Annotated in this window: 13 protein-coding genes; 1 reads left to right on the top strand and 12 read right to left on the bottom strand. The window is 65.7% G+C overall.

Annotation, left to right across the window (positions count from 1 at the left end):
- Positions 1-459: 459 nt before the first annotated feature.
- The gene (locus tag GGR36_RS00445) at positions 460-3,207 is read right to left on the bottom strand and encodes a TonB-dependent receptor (protein ID WP_207064351.1); all 2,748 of its coding nucleotides are present in this window, start codon (positions 3,205-3,207) and stop codon (positions 460-462) included.
- A gap of 374 nt (positions 3,208-3,581) precedes the next feature.
- On the opposite strand from GGR36_RS00445, the gene GGR36_RS00450 reads away from it, so the two are divergent.
- On the top strand, positions 3,582-4,325 hold the full coding sequence (locus GGR36_RS00450; protein WP_183630716.1) for a GntR family transcriptional regulator: 744 nt from the start codon (positions 3,582-3,584) through the stop codon (positions 4,323-4,325).
- Between the two features lie 229 nt (positions 4,326-4,554).
- Here the strand turns inward: GGR36_RS00450 and GGR36_RS00455 are convergent, their stop codons facing one another.
- The 11 genes from GGR36_RS00455 to GGR36_RS00505 all read right to left on the bottom strand — a co-directional run bounded on the left by GGR36_RS00455 (position 4,555) and on the right by GGR36_RS00505 (position 15,231).
- Positions 4,555-5,457, bottom strand: a complete 903-nt coding sequence (locus GGR36_RS00455; RefSeq protein WP_183630718.1) for a glycoside hydrolase family 16 protein — start codon at positions 5,455-5,457, stop codon at positions 4,555-4,557.
- Positions 5,454-6,755 (bottom strand): MFS transporter, encoded by a 1,302-nt coding sequence (locus tag GGR36_RS00460; protein ID WP_183630720.1) that lies wholly within the window; start codon positions 6,753-6,755, stop codon positions 5,454-5,456. Before GGR36_RS00460 ends, GGR36_RS00455 begins: the two co-directional genes overlap by 4 nt.
- 2 nt (positions 6,756-6,757) lie before the next feature.
- On the bottom strand, positions 6,758-8,248 hold the full coding sequence (gene nagZ, locus GGR36_RS00465; protein ID WP_207064350.1) for a beta-N-acetylhexosaminidase: 1,491 nt from the start codon (positions 8,246-8,248) through the stop codon (positions 6,758-6,760).
- Between the two features lie 11 nt (positions 8,249-8,259).
- Entirely contained in the window at positions 8,260-9,282 is a 1,023-nt protein-coding gene (locus GGR36_RS00470; RefSeq protein WP_207064349.1) for an SIS domain-containing protein, read from the bottom strand.
- Positions 9,263-10,387: an N-acetylglucosamine-6-phosphate deacetylase gene (nagA, locus tag GGR36_RS00475; protein ID WP_183630722.1), complete on the bottom strand. Its 1,125-nt coding sequence runs from the start codon at positions 10,385-10,387 to the stop codon at positions 9,263-9,265. Before nagA ends, GGR36_RS00470 begins: the two co-directional genes overlap by 20 nt.
- Positions 10,384-11,292, bottom strand: coding sequence for a glucosamine kinase nucleotide-binding domain-containing protein (locus GGR36_RS00480; protein ID WP_221229468.1), 909 nt, complete (start codon positions 11,290-11,292; stop codon positions 10,384-10,386). The genes nagA and GGR36_RS00480 overlap by 4 nt, the downstream gene beginning before the upstream one ends.
- A 218-nt stretch (positions 11,293-11,510) precedes the next feature.
- Entirely contained in the window at positions 11,511-12,620 is a 1,110-nt protein-coding gene (locus tag GGR36_RS00485; RefSeq protein ID WP_183630726.1) for a tetratricopeptide repeat protein, read from the bottom strand.
- Positions 12,621-12,839: 219 nt separating this feature from the next.
- A complete protein-coding gene (locus tag GGR36_RS00490; protein WP_183630728.1) occupies positions 12,840-13,463 on the bottom strand; it encodes an energy transducer TonB in 624 nt (207 codons plus the stop codon).
- A gap of 18 nt (positions 13,464-13,481) precedes the next feature.
- Positions 13,482-13,919 carry an ExbD/TolR family protein gene (locus GGR36_RS00495; RefSeq protein ID WP_242533121.1) on the bottom strand — a complete coding sequence of 146 codons (438 nt, stop codon included), beginning with the start codon at positions 13,917-13,919 and terminating at the stop codon, positions 13,482-13,484.
- 27 nt (positions 13,920-13,946) lie between these two features.
- Entirely contained in the window at positions 13,947-14,372 is a 426-nt protein-coding gene (locus tag GGR36_RS00500) for an ExbD/TolR family protein (protein WP_183630729.1), read from the bottom strand.
- 4 nt (positions 14,373-14,376) lie between these two features.
- Positions 14,377-15,231 carry a MotA/TolQ/ExbB proton channel family protein gene (locus GGR36_RS00505; RefSeq protein WP_183630731.1) on the bottom strand — a complete coding sequence of 285 codons (855 nt, stop codon included), beginning with the start codon at positions 15,229-15,231 and terminating at the stop codon, positions 14,377-14,379.
- Positions 15,232-15,780 lie beyond the last annotated feature (549 nt).

Here is a 15,780-nt window from a genome sequence, read left to right on the forward strand (position 1 = left end):
TCATGGCTTACCTTGTTCAGCACCACGGCACGTTCTGGTTTTCGATCCGCGTGCCGGTCTCACTTCACGGGCGCTTCGGCCGCAAGCGATCTAAGTGCTGTTTGCCGGTGGTCCAGTTCCCGAATTCCCGGCGTACGTCCGGTTCACTGCAATGACGCGACACAGTCTCAGGGGCGTTGAAGAAGGCCGTCACCGGGAATGTGATGGGCGAGATGCCGGAATTCGTCGCGCATTATTGGTTCTTCTGTTTGTATCAGTCGCGAAGATGAAAAAAACCGCCCCGACCGGAGGTGTTCGGTCGAGGCGGGTTCCGATGCAGCGATGTTCCTCCGCTGGGCCACAGGAGGTGCCGGTAACGCTCGCTGGTTCGTTTCCGACCCGGGGTGCTTGTGGCGGGGTCGGGCGATCGGCGATCCGGCGAGACGCCGGGCGGGCGCCGATGAGCGCCCGCCGCGGCGTTTAGAGCTTGCCGCGGAGGTTCAGGTAGAACTGACGACCATTGACGTAGAACGCGGTCGGCTGGTCTTCGTTGTTGGCGTAGTACTTGAGCTTCGGATTGTTCAGGTTCATGCCATCAAGCGACACCGCAAAGTTGTCCGAGAACTTGTAGCCAAACGAGGCTGCCAGCGTTCCCACACCTGCTTGGTACTGGGCCGTGCTGCGATCTAGGCCGTTATAGAACTCGGAACGGTAGTTGTAAGCAATACGGGCGTTCAGGAAATCATTCTCGAAGTAACCGGTCAGGTTGTAGGTGTTCTTCGAGGCGCCAACCAGCGGGCCACCACCCTTTTCCTTGGCGTTGGCGTAGGTGTAGTTTGCCAGCGCGCCGAAGCCGGCTCCGAAGGGCTGCTGATAGGCGAACTCGAACCCATTGACCTTGCCATTGCTGTTTGTCGGCGAGGTAACGTCGTAAACCTCGTACTGGTTCGTCTTGATGTTCAGGAAGGATTGCTTCGTGACACCGTAGCTGACGTAGTTGTCGAGGTTCATGTAGAAGGCGCCTGCTGACAGCAGGGCTTTTGGTGCGAAGTACCACTCGATCGACAAATCTGCATTGGTCGACAGGATTGGTTTGAGGCTCGCGTTACCGCCCGAACCTGTGTGGTTCGTATCGTCAAGTGATATTGCGCCACCCAGCGCCGAAAAGTCCGGACGGGCCATCGTGCGGGTCAGGGCGGCGCGGGCCACTAGATCCTTCGATAGGTCGAACTTCAGGTTCAGGCTTGGCAGGACGTCGTTATAGGCGTTGCTGACATCGTTGCGGTAGAAAGAGCCGAACGCTGAAGTGGTGATTGCTCCTGGCACGGCGGAGCAAGGCTTGAGTGGGGCGCAAACGGATGGGTCGATGCCGACGTTCTGCGTGACCTTTTCGTCGGTGCGGACGAAGCGCAGGCCAAGATTGCCCGACCAGCCCTTGCCCTCAAGTTGCCCCATCACGTACGCCGCGGTGGCGTATTCCTTAAGACTGAATTCTCCGGGGAAGTACTCGCGCTCCAGAGGGTCGCGGTTCGAGTGCGCGTCGCCCCAAGCTTCGAGGATCGCCGGATCGAGCTGCCACGGATTCTTAATGAAGTTACCGCCGAGGGAGTTGCCGAAGTTCGACGGATAGGTCGTGCCATTCCAGGCGGGCAGGTTGTTGAACGGGTCGCTCGACCAGAGCGGGCCTTGGGCGATCCACACCGCATCGCGCTTGTGCTGTGCACCGCGGATACCGAACTTGAGGGCGGTGAGCGGGCCCATATCGACCTGATACTCGCCATCGAACTGGAACCAGTTCTCTTCGTCATTCGTGCGGGCAGGGCTCGCGCCGAAGATCCAGTCGAGTTTCGTGCCGGTGAAGACCGAGGGATTGCCCTGCAGCAGACGCGAATCCGCGGGCTGGCCGATGCCGTGCAGCGTATAGGCGGCACCTGTGTCAAACACATCGCCCTCGAAGACCGCCTGCTTCGGCGTCTCGCCCTTGCCCTTGGAAGTGCCGATCTTGCCCTTGACCGTCAGCGTGTCGCTGAAGCGGTACTTGGCATCGAAGTTGAAGAACGAGGTTTCCGAATTTGCGCCTGGGCGGTAGATGTTGTCGACGATCGCATACTGGCTGCCAGGCTGGTTTGAGAACGTAGCGCTGGTCAGGGTGCCGTTCTGCACAACATAGCCGGGATCTGGTGCTTGTCCCTTGCCACCGTTGATGATGTGACTTGGCCAGACTAGGTAGTTACGGTTGTAGTTCGTCGCGTCCATCTGCGACGTGAAGCCGGTCAGATCCAGAGTCAAGTCGGCGAAGGGTTTCCATTGCACGTCGATCAGGCCGCCGGTGCGCTTGCGCTCCTGCTCGAACAGCGCGGACCCGATGGCGTTGGGGTAATACACCCCTGCAAGATCAGGGTGAGACAGAGCCATCGGGCTGGCCGGATCGATCTTGCTGTAGCCCAGCATCTCCTGGCCGTCGCGACGCAGGTGGCGCGTTTCAGAGAAGGCCTGCAGCATGACGCCGAAGCTGTTGTCTTCGTTTTTCCAGCTCACCAGGCCGCTGAACTGTGGATCGGTCTTCTCGGGCAGGTCAGCGTAAACCGCGCCTGCGCTGACTTCGGCGCTGAAGCGCTTCTTAAAATCAAGGGGTTTGCGAGTGATGATGTCAACGGTGCCGGCGACACCCCCCTCCACGAGGTCTGCGGTGGCGCTCTTGCGGACGATGACCTGACCCACGAGTTCGGACGGCAGCAGGGAGAAGCTCACGCTGCGGCCGACCGTGCCAACCTGGTTAAGGACAAACCAGTCGCCGGAGCTGACCATGTGACCATTGATCGTGGTCTGGGTGAGGCTGGGGTTGGTGCCACGCAAACTGACGCGGTCGGCTTCATCGAAACCACCTTCGCCTGCACCGGCCGAGCTGATCGTCACGCCGGGGAGGCGCTGCAGCGAGTCGGCGACGTTCTTATCCGGCATTTTGCCGATGTCTTCGGCAGTCACAACCTCGACTGCAGCCTCGGCATTGCGCTTGGCGTTAAGGGACTTCTGTAGGGATGCACGAATGCCAGTCACAACAATGGTGTTGAGTGTTTGGTCCTTCTCAGCGCCCTTGGTGGTGGCCTTGGCTGCCTTGGCGGGTTGCTGTTCCGCGGCGACCGGTGCTTCCTGCGCGAGCGCTGCGGCGCTGGCGCCCATCATCACGAGTGCAACTGCGGTCGCGATCGGCCTTCTCTTGAAATACATCCCCATCTCCTCGATTTTTGTGTTCGGACCCGTCTGCTCGCGGTCCGCTGCGATCAACGTAACGCCCCGGCCAGAACGGGGTGTCAACTGCCTCTCTTGGCATCCATCTGGTTATAACTCCAATGTGATACCAGTTGGTGCCAGAACACTACCACCGGAGCGCTGAGCCTTGCAATAGGGTAATTGCCTGTTTGCAACATCGTGAGCGATCGCCGATTTGGTTTGCCCTACTGGCATAGTCCGGCAAGACGCTTTGGGAAAGCCCTATTGGAGCGAGTGGAGCTTTATTGGTATTATTTGTCGCACCAAGGCGGGGCAATGCATGGCCCGTCCTGGCGCATCCCCCAGAACACGCGAACTTAAGCACCGAAGACATGAGCGATTTGTCCACGATCCTGCAGCGCCTCGATCCGCAGAATAGCCTTCCTCTCTATCAGCAACTCCAGCGCGCGCTGCGAGAAGCCATAGAAACCAACGTCCTGGCGCCGGACGATGCGCTGCCCTCCGAGCGACAACTCGCAAACGATCTGGGGGTCTCGCGGATTACCGTGCGCAAGGCGATTGACGGGTTGTCCGAAGAGGGCTTGCTGGTCAGTCGGCAGGGGTCGGGCAACTTCGTTCGTGCCCGGATCGACAAGAACTTCGCGAAGCTGACCTCGTTCTCTGAAGACATGCGTTCGCGCGGCCGTGTGCCGCACAGCGAATGGCTCAAGAAGGTTCAGGGCACGGTAACGCCGGATGAAGCGATGAAGCTTGCGTTGAGCCCGGGGACGCATGTCTATCGTTATCACCGTTTGCGCTACGCCGACGAAGCGCCGATGGCGATCGAGTACGCCACGGTCGTCGCCAGCTACCTGCCATCGCTGGACGCAGTCGACAACTCTCTGTACGAAGCGCTCGAAGCGGCGGGGCATCGTCCGGTACGCGCGCTGCAGCGCCTTCGTGCGCTGCTCCTGAACAAGGAGCAGGCCCGCCTGCTCGAAGCAAAGGAAGGTGATGCCGGTCTGCTGGTGGAGCGACTGGGCTACCTGCGCGACGGTCGTGCGGTGGAAATGTGCCAGTCCTTTTACCGTGGCGACACCTATGACTTCGTTGCAGAGCTGAGCGTGCCGGGCTGAACCGGCGGCCCTCCAATCGAGCGGACCGAGCGATCGGTCCGTTTGTTCGTCTGCAGCGCGCCGGACGGCGGTTCAGGGGGCGCGCGCTTGTCCCGTTCGCTTACGCAGCGCAGTGTGCCATGCGCTGCATGTGCACGTCAGCCACCTGCGGCGAGCTCACCGCATTCCGAACGCCAACCGGTTCGGGTTGTTCGCATCGACCACAGGCCACACCGTCCGGCGCCGGGCCTCAGATGTCGCACGCAGCGGGGAGGGGCGGAGTCGGCCCTGGCACCGTATCGACGCGGGCCGCGCCCGTCTGCCGATAGCGGCTCACTTCATCGAGTACCGCCTCCGGGCTCAGCACGCTGTTGCGTGCATGGAAGACCCAGTCGATCTGCTGGGCATAGCGGCGCAGACCGGCCGTCTCTGGCAGCAGTTGCCCTTCGGAGAACCACAGGCTGAAGTTGATCGACATCGGCACGACCGGGTAGTTGCGCCCGCCGTGCGTGGCGACCTGCCGGCCGTCGAGATACCAGCGTGTCCGCCCCTCGGCGACCTGCATCACCAGCACATGCCAGCCTGCGAGCTTTCCGGCAGTTTCCGTGGGCTGGTTGTAGGCCAGCCATGGGTCGATGCGGACGGTTTGCCAGGTAATGCTGTAGAGCCGCGTCTGCGGGCTGCCCCAGCCGCCGTTGGGCAGGTATTCCCAGTCGAGTTCGCTGAACTCGGGGTCGAAAGCAAAACGCAGCGGCGCGACCGCGTAGAAGGCCTGGATCACCGCATCGCCGCTCGGGCCGCTGACAGGCACGTCCACAAAGCGCAGCCGTGCGGCGTAGGTGCCTTCGAGGAACTTGCGTGCCTGACACACCTGGGCTTGCACCGTGCCGGCGGCACTGCCATCGGTCTGCGCGGTGAGCTCCAGTAGCTGGTTGCCGCTCGCCTCGCCATCGGCCTTGAAGCGCACCGCCTCTGGTCGCCAGGTCGCGCCCGGCACGCCGGGGTGCCCCGCGGCCGCGCGGACCTGCCAGCCTGCAGCCTCGAAGGCCGCTCGGTCGGCGTAGCTGAAATCGTCGAAAAAGCGCTCGTTGGTGGCGGCGCTCACGCTGGCTGCCAGCGGCAGCAGTAGGGTGGGCAGTAGCCGCCGCATCATGCCGCTTCGCCCGCCGGCGTGCCTTGCGGGTGCCTTTCGCGGGCCGGGATGCGGACGAACCACAGCAGCAGCAGCGGTGCAAAGCCGGCGATGACGGTCCATAGGAAGAATCGTTCATAGCCCAGCGCCAGCTGGATGTCGCCGCTGATGGTCTTCGACAGGATGAAGCCCAGTTGCATCACGCCGGTGCCCAGTGCGTAGTGGGCCGTCTGGTAGTTGCCTGGCGCGACTGCCTGCATGATGTACAGGATCATGCCGACGAAGCCGAAACCGTAGCCGAACATCTCGACGCTCACGGCGGCGCCGATGTGGAACAGGTCTGGCGGCAGGGCGCTGGCCAGGTAGTAGAAGGTGAAGTTCGGCACTGCCATGCCGAGGATCAGCCACGGCATCGCGCGCTTGAGCCCCAGCCAGGACGTGAAGTAGCCGCCGAGGATGCTGCCGACGAGAAAGGCCGCGGTACCCGCGGTGCCGTAGATGCCGCCGACCTGCTCGGTGGTCAGGCCAAGCCCGCCATGGTCACGCGCCTCGATCAGGAACAGCGGCCCGATCGTCTGCACCTGTCCCTCGGCGAAGCGGAACAGGATGATGAATAGGAAGGCCAGCGCGATGCCCGGCTTCTTCAGGAAATCACGGATCACCTCGACCAGCGTGCGGCCGATGCCGGCGGCGGTCAGGTCGCCGTGCGCGGTGTTGAGCGCGCCGGGCAAGGCGAAGGCGTTATAGGTCGCGAGCAGGCCCAGCAGCACGGCCAGCGCGGCGAAGATGATCGACCACGCCGGCTGCACGCCGACTGCGCGTTCCAGATGGCCAGCCAGCACCAGCAGGCCGCCCAGCGTCAGGAACTTGGAGGCATTGAAGAACGCGCCCTGCCAGCCCGCGTAGGCAGCCTGGGTCGCGCTGTCCAGACTCGCCATGTAAAGGCCGTCGCAGGCGATGTCGTGGGTGGCAGAAGCGTAGGCGAGCAGGAACAGCACCGCGATGCTGGCCGCAAAGTACATCGGCAGTTGCAGCGCGAGCGCCATCAGCAGCAGGCCGACGGCGCCGGTGAACTGCATCGCGACGACGACCAGCTTCTTGCTGCGGGCCAGTTCGAGGAAGGGACTCCACAGCGGTTTGAGCGCCCAGGCCAGGCCCAGCAGGCCGGTCCAGCGGGCGATCTGGTCGTTGGAAATGCCCATGTTCTTGTACATCAGGCCGGCAATCAGCATGACGACAAAGAACTGCATGCCCTGCACGAAGTAGAGCGTCGGCACCCAGCGGATCGGCGAAGTCACAGCCTTGGTAGTGCTTGTCATGGTCAGACTCCGTTGCAGACGTCCAGGCGCACGGGGGCGTGTGCCGTGGCGGTGACGCGGCCTTCCAGCCAGTCGTGCATGGCTTCGAGCGCGCCGGTGGCGTAACCCCAGGTCACGACAGAGGGGGCGGGCACGTCCAGCACCTGATAGGGGTTCCACAGCACCAGATGCAGGTCTGGCCGGCATCGGCGGGCATCGGCGCCATAACGCAGTCGCTGGTTCGAGACCAGCACGGTAAAGCGGCCGTCCTGCGGCAGATCGTCCGGGCGCAAGGCGCTCAGGTCGGGCAGCAGCGCGAATTCGACGTCATCGAAGCCCTCGAACAATGCTTCGACATCGCCCGCCGTGAGGCCGGCTTCCGAGACACCGTCGCTCGCCACGCTCTGCTGGGTGATGACGCGCAGGCGAGTCCCCTTCGCGGGCGCCTGCGCACCTGCCAGGGCCACCAGGCCGCGGGCCCAGGCGTCGCGCATCAGGGCTTCGTCGGCTTCACGCTGGCGCGGGTGATAGTGGCCGGGCAGGGCCGGGAAACGCGCCGCGAGTGCATCGATCCGGGCGCAGGCTTGCGCCAGTGCGCCTTCGTCAAGCTCGCCGGAAGCCAGTGCCGCGCCGATCGCAGCGATGGCCGCGGCCTGTTCGGCGCGCGAGCCCTGCGCCAGCGGCATGTCGGCCCCGGCGGCCAGCGCCAGCACGGCGGCGCGCGCATGGCCGTAGCGCTCATGCACCGCCTTCATCATCAGCGCGTCGGTGATCACCACGCCCTGGTAGCCCAGTGCGCCACGCAGTACGCCACCGAGCACCGCTTTCGACAGCGTCGCCGGATGCTCGGAGTCGAGCTGCGGGTACACGATGTGTGCCGTCATCACGGCGGGCGCTTCATCGGCGAGCGCCCGGAAGGGGATCAGCTCCAGCGCCTCCAGTTCGGCGAGCGACTTGTCGACCGTTGGCAGCGCATGATGCGAATCGACATGCGTATCGCCGTGTCCGGGGAAGTGCTTGACGCAGCAGGCAACGCCTTCGCGCAGCGAGCCGCGCATCCAGGCGCCTGCGAGCCGGGTGACCAGCGCCGGGTCTTCGCCGAAGCTGCGTTCGCCGATCACCGGGTTTGCCGGGTTGTTGTTCACGTCCAGCACCGGTGCGAAGTTCCAGTTGATGCCCAGGCTGCGCAGGCCACGTGCGACGCCGGCGCCAACCTGCTCGGCCAGCGCTTCGTCGCCGACCGCGCCCAGCGCCATCGCGGCGGGCGCCTGCGGCAGGAAGGTGGCGCGGATCACCGATCCACCCTCCTGATCGATGCCGATCAGCGACTTCGGGCCCATGACTTCGCGCAGGTCCGCGACCAGCTTGCGCACTTCCGCTTCGGTGCCGAGGTTCTTGCGGAACAGGCAGACCGCGCGGATGCGGTATTCGCGAAGGAAGGCCGCCGTTTCCGCAGAGAGGCTGGTGCCCTCGATATCGACCATCACCAGCTGGCCGGGGTGCAATGTACTCATTGGTGCGGCGCTCAGTGGGTCTTGGTGACCTTGGAGAGGTGACGTGGCGTATCCGGGTCCATGCCGCGGGCGCGAGCCAGTGCTTCGACCATCGGGTAGAAGCTCTGGATCGCTGCGATCGGGTCGAGATCCTCGTTGCCGGCCGTCACCAGCGGCAGTTCGGCGCCCGGCGTTCCGGCCGGCGCGGCCAGCAGCACCCGCGCGCCGCGGCGGCGCATGTCGTCCGCCAGCTGCAGCAGGCCGGCCTGGGCCGGGCCACGCGGCGCGAAGATCAGCAGCGGGAAGCCGTCGCCCACCAGCGCCATCGGGCCGTGTTGCACTTCGGCGCCGCTGAAGGCCTCGGCCTGGATGCCGCAGACTTCCTTGAACTTGAGCGCCGCTTCCATCGCGATCGCAAGCCCGGTGCCGCGGCCGAGCACGAACAGACGGTCAGCATCGGCGAGTGCCTCGACCGCCGGCGACCAGTCCTGCCGGGCGGCCTGCATCAGCACTTCCGGCAGTTGTTCGATGGCGACCTGCAAGGCGATGTCGTCCTGCCAGGCGGCGACCACGCGCGCCCCGGCGACCAGCTGCGCGATGTAGCTCTTGGTGGCGGCGACACTCTTTTCGGGTCCTGCATGCAGGCCGAACACCCACTTTGCGGCGTCGGCCAGCGGCGAGGCTTGCTGATTCACGAAGGCGGCGGTGCGCGCGCCCTGCTGGGCGAGGAATTCGGTCGGGATCACCAGGTCCGGGCTCTGGCCGGACTGCGAGAAGCCGAAGGACACCAGCCCCTCGCTCTGCAGCTTCGACTGGTACAGCGTCACCAGGGACATCGGCAGCGAGGTCACCAGGCGGCCCAGGCGCGCCATGATCAGGTAGGCCATGTAATGGGCGGCATGGTCCGAGCTGCCGCGCGCAATCGTCAGCAGCGAGGTCGGCGGGTGAACGCGCAGTTCGGCGCCGAAGGCCGCGTAGGCCTCACGGTCGGCTGCCAGCTGGCGCGTAACGGCGACGGGCGCTTCACGCGCCTCTTCAAGCATTCGCGAGATCAATCTCTTCTCCTTCTACGACAACGCGCTGCAACTGCAGATCGCGATCGAAAACGACGAGGTCGGCTACCTGCCCATTCGCAAGCCGCCCGCGGTCGCCCAGACCAAGGTAGTCGGCGGCGTGGGTCGAGGTGCGGTGCGCAGCTTCTTCCAGGGTGAGGCCGAGGCCGACCAGGTTTCTGAATGCCTGATCCATCGTCAGCGTGCTGCCCGCCAGCGTGCCGTCGGCCAAACGCACGCCGCCGAGGCACTTGGTGACGGTGTGGCGACCGAGGCGGTATTCGCCGTCAGGCATACCGGCGGCGGCCGTCGAGTCGGTGACGCAGAACAGGCAGGGTACGGCGCGCAGCGCGGCGCGAATGGCGCCGGGGTGCACATGGAGCAGGTCGGGGATGATCTCGGCGTAGCGTGCATGGGCGAGCGCTGCACCGACCATGCCCGGCGCGCGGTGGTGCAGGCCGGTCATGGCGTTGAACAGGTGGGTGAAGCCACCTGCGCCGCGCTCGAGCGCCGCGACGCCATCCTCGTAGCTGCCTGCGGTGTGGCCGATCTGCACGCGGAATCCGACGGTGCGCAGTTCGGTGATCAGGTCCAGGTTGCCGGGTAACTCGGGCGCCAGCGTGATCAGCCGGATCGGTGAGAGCGCGTTCAACGCGAGGATTTCCTCGGCCGATGCGGCGCGGACGAAGTCGGGCTGCGCGCCGAGCTTGCCGGCGTTGATGTACGGACCTTCGAGGTGGACGCCGAGCACGCGCGCAGCGCCGGCTGGCCGATCCTTGCAGACCGGACCGAGCGCGGCGATCGCGGCGCGGATTTCGTTCATCGGCGCGGTCATCGTGGTCGCCAGAAACGAAGTGGTGCCGCTGCGCGCATGGGTCCGGGCGATCGCGGCCACGGCCTCACCGGCTTCCATCGTGTCGTGACCGCCACCGCCATGTACATGCGTGTCGACGAAGCCGGGCATAACGATGGGCAGCGCTGAGGCGCGTACCTGCGCTTCGTCTGCGCGTTCGCCTTCGATTCGGGTGACGCGTCCGGCCTCATGTTCCAGCGTGCCGCACACGAAGCCCTGCGGTGTCAGGATGTGGCCTTCGATTCTACGAGTCATGGTGTTCCTGTTTTGGGGGCGGTTTGCCGCCCGGCATCGGCGGATGCGGACAGCAAATGCAGGGCGCCGTCGGTCGAATCACCCATCGGTTCGACGCAGCGCGCGGTGAAATCGGGTGCAAGGCGTGGCATGAGGCGGCGGCCGATGCTGCCAAGCAGGGCTAGCGGCAGCTCGCCGGCGGCATCGAGCGCGCGTGCGATGTCTTCGATTGCCTTGATCGCTTCCGTAATCAGCATCGCGGCGACCGGGTCGGCCCATTCCGCCTCGAACACGCGGGGGGCTAGCTGGGCGTAGGCATGTTGGCCGGCGCCCTCCATCCAGGCGAGCACGGCATCGACGCGGTCGCCGGTGACGGCAAATACGGAGCGCGCAAGCGCGCCGGCCTGTAGGCGTCCGTCCAGCACACGGTGCGCATGGCGCACCGCCTGAAATCCGAGCCAGGCACCGCTGCCCTCGTCACCGATCGGGAAGCCCCATCCGCCAACCGAGATACGCTGACCGTCGCGGCGCAGCGCTTCGCCGACGCTGCCGGTGCCCGCTGCGACCACTGCGCCGGGGCGCCCACCGTGCGCGCCGAGCAGTGTCGTCGTGCCATCCGTGTCGAGTACGAGGGCCGCATAGTCGGGTGCTTCGCGCAGGAAGGCGTCGCGGCGCGAGGCGACGCTGGCGCCAGCCAGGCCCAGGCCCAGCGCAAGCTCTTGCGGCCGTGGCTGCGCCAGCCCGGCTTCGGCAAACGCGCGCGCGATGGCCTCGGTGACATGACCCCAAGCCTGGCCTATGCCCTGACCCAGCCCGGACGGCCCGGCCTGGCCGCGCGCGAGCGTACGTCCGTCTTGCGCACAGAGCTGTGCGCGCGTGCCGCTACCGCCGCCATCAATGCCGACGTAGAACGTCGCGTGAGGCACGAAAGGCGGGCGTGAATGAGAGAAGTGGTCAGCGCTCATATAGAACCAATATAACACCAGCAATACCAGGTGGAAAGAGGAATCTTGTGTTGCCGCTTCCGAGCGTGCGACGAACGAGCGAAAACGGCCAGCGCGTTTGTGCGCACTGGCCGCGTGTGGCGCGGTTCTGTCGTCTCTACGCGGCGCTTAGCTTGTGCGCCGACGTACCGGCGGTGATTTCAGGATAGCTGGCTGGACGCGAGGGTCTCGCGCAGGCGCGTCGCAATTGCCGCGAGCCGTGCTTCTGCGGCGCCCTGGCCCTGCGTCAGATCCAGCAGTTCTTGCAGCAGCGCGCGGGTGAGGTCGCCGGGGGAGGAGTCGAGTTCCTGCTTGAGCCGTGCGTGCAGTGCACGGGCTGCGTCGTAGGCTTCGTTTGCCGCATCGGTTTCGCCCGCAACCTCGGCGTAGCGCGCCAGGTCGTAGTGGAGCTGGGCGGCAAAGCGCGTCGCGCCGGCGCCGCTTCCGAGCAGGGCGATGGCCTGACGCAATGTCGCCAGCGCGCTTGCCGCGCGCCCTTCGGCGAAATCGAGTTGGGCCAGCAGTGAAAGCGCATTGGTACGCACCCAGCGGCATTCAAGGGCGGCCGCCTGGGTCTCGGCGAGCGTCGCCTGCTCACGTGCGGCGGCATGGGCGCCCTCGGCGAGTTCGAGCTCTGCCAGGCGCATGTGCGCCTCGGCGGCAAAATCGGCAAGCCCGGCGCGCTCGCTGCGCATCAACGCATCGCGCAAATGGGTGCGTGCAGGCTGTGACTGACCCAGACGCATCTGGTTCACTGCCAGGTTAATGCCGCCCTTGGCGCGCAGATAGTCGTCGCCCGGGTCGGCATGGTCGTGGGCCGCCAGGTGGTGACGCAGTGCGGCCGCATAGTCGCCCTGCGCGTCGCAGATCTGGCCGAGGCCCATGGCCGCCTCCGCGGCGATCCGTCGCGCGGCAGGCACGCCGGCGCAGAGCGCTGCGCAATGTGCCCAGCGCCGTTTTGCTTCGCGGTAGTCGCCGCTGCTGTAGGCCAGGCGCCCGAACTGTTGCTCAAGCGCAGCTTCACCGAGCGTATCGCCAGCCAGACGCGCGGCGGCCAGCGCTGCCTCGAGGGCCGCGACGCCTTTTTCTGGCCGCCCGAAATGGTCCGCGAGTCGGGCGCATCGTTCGCTCGCCGCAACCAGCGCCGTTTCATCGCCGGCCTCGCGGGCTCTCGCCAGCAGGGCTTCGCTGAGCTCACGTGCCTCGGCAGGGCGGACATGCAGCGCAGCATCGATGGCGGCAAGCGCGGCGGGAAGATCGGGAAGAGACATGGTGAGCAATCCGGGAAAGGTGTCGCAAGTGTAACGATGGTGCGGCACCCCGCACAGCGGCCAAAGCCTTTGCCGGGGTGCTGCGGCGTGCTCGCACGGGGGAAGCTGTCGCGGCGCGTTTGGCGCCCGGCGGATCGTCGCCGCGCTGAGCGTCAGCGTCGGCGACGATCCGCCGCCTTGGGAGGGGGCAGGGCCGCGCGGCAGATGCCGCGCGGGATGTCATTCGACCTGAAAGACGAAGTCCTGCGTTGCGACGACGTCGTCGGCGCCGGAGACGCACCGATACTGCATGACGGCCTGTCTGACGGCGTTATGGAAGATCCGCGGACCGGAGAGGATCTGCACCTCGATGACTTTGCCATTGCGGATCAGCGCCTGGGCCTTCACCGTGCCACCGATACCGTCATCCAGCGCGCGCTGCGGCATCTCGGGGGCGATCTGTTGCGGGCAGGCGAGGCGCAGTTCGACCTTGGGCGGCAGCGCGGGTGCGGCCGGCGGCGGCGTGATGTGCGCCGGCTCGGGCGGCGGTGTGTTGGTCACAGCGGACACCACCGCCTCGGTCGCGGTCTGCGGCACCGGAACATCGGGCTTGGGCACGTAAGGTGTCGGCTCGCTGGCGGGCGGCTGTTCCTGCTTGATCTGCTTGGGTGGCGGCGGCGGCGGGGGAGGCAACTGCACCTCCTGCACCACCGTGGCCTCAAGCGGCTTCTTGATCAGGTTGACGGCCTTGCGTGCAAGACCGCTCACCAGTGCGTAGCCGACCAGCGCGTGCAGCAGCACCACGATGACGAGGCCCCGGGCCCGGCGAGGCGATTCCTCGACCGGATTGAGTGCGAACTCCATGTCTGTGCTCCTGCAGGGCTATTCGATGAATTGCTCGCTGCCAACGACAGCGATCTTCGACAGGCCGTCGCGTTGCGCGGTCGCGAGCACATGGGCGACGAGGTCGTACTTCGCATGCTTCTCCGGCCGCAGATGCACCTCCGGTTGCGGCATGCGCGCGGCCGCTGCTGCGATCCGGTTTTCGAGCTCGAGGCGGCTGGTGATCGGTTCCCCCTGCCAGTACAGCGTGCCGCCCTGGTCGATGTCGATCTTCACCACCTCGGGCTTGACGTCCGACGGGGGTGGGTTGCCGGTCGGCATGTTGAGGTTCACCGAATGCAACTGCACCGGAATCGTGATGATCAGCATGATCAGCAGCACCAGCATCACGTCGATCAGTGGCGTGGTGTTGATGTCCGCCATCACGCCGGCGGCTTCCGGCAGCGGTTTGCGCCGTTTCATGCGCGTAAGTGCCATGTTGTCTCCTCCTCCTTCGCGCCGGGCTTAGCTGCCGCGCGCACCCGGTTCGGTCACGAAAGCGACTTTCGCGATCCCAGCACGCTGGCAGGCATACAGCACCTTGCCGACGCCGTCGTAGTCCGCCCGCAGGTCGCCGCGGATATGCACCTCGGGCTGCGGCTTGATCGTCGAGATCTTCTTGAGCCGATCGACGAGCGCCTCGGTGTTCGCCAGCTTCAGGTCGTTCCAGTGGATCGCGCCCTGCAGGTCGACTGAGACCACGATGTTCTCCGGCTTCGTTTCCCGCACTTCGACGCGCTCCTTGGGAAGCTCCACCGGCACCGAGGTACGCACCACCGGAATCGTGATCAGGAAGATGATCAGCAAGACCAGCATCACATCCACCAGCGGCGTCGTGTTGATCTCGGAGACAACGCCCCCCTGGCTACCGCCTCCGACATTCATCCCCATGGCGTCAGGCCTTGGCGCGGGTCGTGCGCAGCAGGGTGCGGTAGAGCACGTTGCCGAAGACCTGCAGTTCGTCCATCGCCGTCTTGTTGCGGCGGACCAGATAGTTGTAGCCCAGCACTGCCGGCACCGCGACGGCGAGGCCGATCGCCGTCATGATCAGCGCTTCGCCCACCGGGCCAGCCACCTTGTCGATCGAGGCCTGGCCCGCGACGCCGATCGCCGTCAGGGCGTGGTAGATGCCCCAGACGGTGCCGAACAGGCCGACAAAGGGGGCGGTGGAGCCGACGGTGGCGAGGAAGGACAGGCCGCCCTGCATCCGCGCGTTGACCTGTTCGAGCGAATGATCGAGCGATGTCGTGATCCAGGTGTTCATGTCCATGTGGTCGTCCACATCGTTGTGCGAACGTGTCGCCTCGATGCCGGACTCGGCAATGAAGCGATAGGCGCTGCGCTCATGCAGCGCGCCGGCGCCTTCCTGGACGCTCGCTGCGCTGCGGAAGCTCTGCTGGGCTGCGCGGCCGTGCTTGCGCAGACGGGCCTGCTCGAGCGCCTTCACGACGATGATGTACCAGCTGCCCATCGACATGATCAGCATCATCACCAGCACCGAGCGGGCAACGAAGTCGCCGCCCTTCCACAGCGCGTCGAGGCCATAGGGGTTGTCGACGGCATCGCCCGTGGCGGCCTTGTGGGATGTGCCGGCGCCTTGGGCCAGTGCGGTGCCGAGGTTGGTGTCGGCAGCGGCGACCTGGACCGGCGCATTGTCGGGCGCCACGGCGGTGTCGGCGGCGATGGCCGGGTGGGTGAATGCAGCGCCGAGCGCGAGGCTCAGCGTGGCGAGCAGGTGGCGGAAGTTCATGGTTGCTCCTGACTTTGACGATGGTTTGCTGGCTCGAAATCGAACCTGGCATTTATTTGGTGTGATACCAGTCTAGAACCAGCAATAAGACCTGTCAATCGCCGCATCAGAAGTCCTGATCTGTCGAGGTCAGGGCGTGCGCACGAAGCGCCGGCGCTGCCCTGCGGCTGTTGCAACCGGAAGCGGACGGGGAGGCTCCGGCGCTTGGCAAGTCGCGGTGGCCCTCAGCGGGCGCGGAGTTGGGGGGGGGGGCGGCGCGGCGCATGCGCTCGCTCAGTCCTTGGTTTTCAGGTCGGGGACGCACTCGCAGTCGGATGCCCTGATGTCGCGCCGGTTGGCCGCTGTGTAATCGCCCATTGCAGGTGTCGTCCGCCCGAACCTTGCCTTCTCGGGGTCGGCTTACGAACGGATCGGGTCGTGCCGCGGAACGGTGGTGCCAATGCATGTGCACAGGATCGCTCTTGCCTGCAGGGCCTCGAGGCGCCGGCGCTTCCTTTCCCGCTTCGACCGACCGATCACGTTCCGCCGAGTCGTTAAAGTTTGTAACCG

This window comes from Niveibacterium umoris (assembly GCF_014197015.1).
Lineage (GTDB): Bacteria > Pseudomonadota > Gammaproteobacteria > Burkholderiales > Rhodocyclaceae > Niveibacterium > Niveibacterium umoris.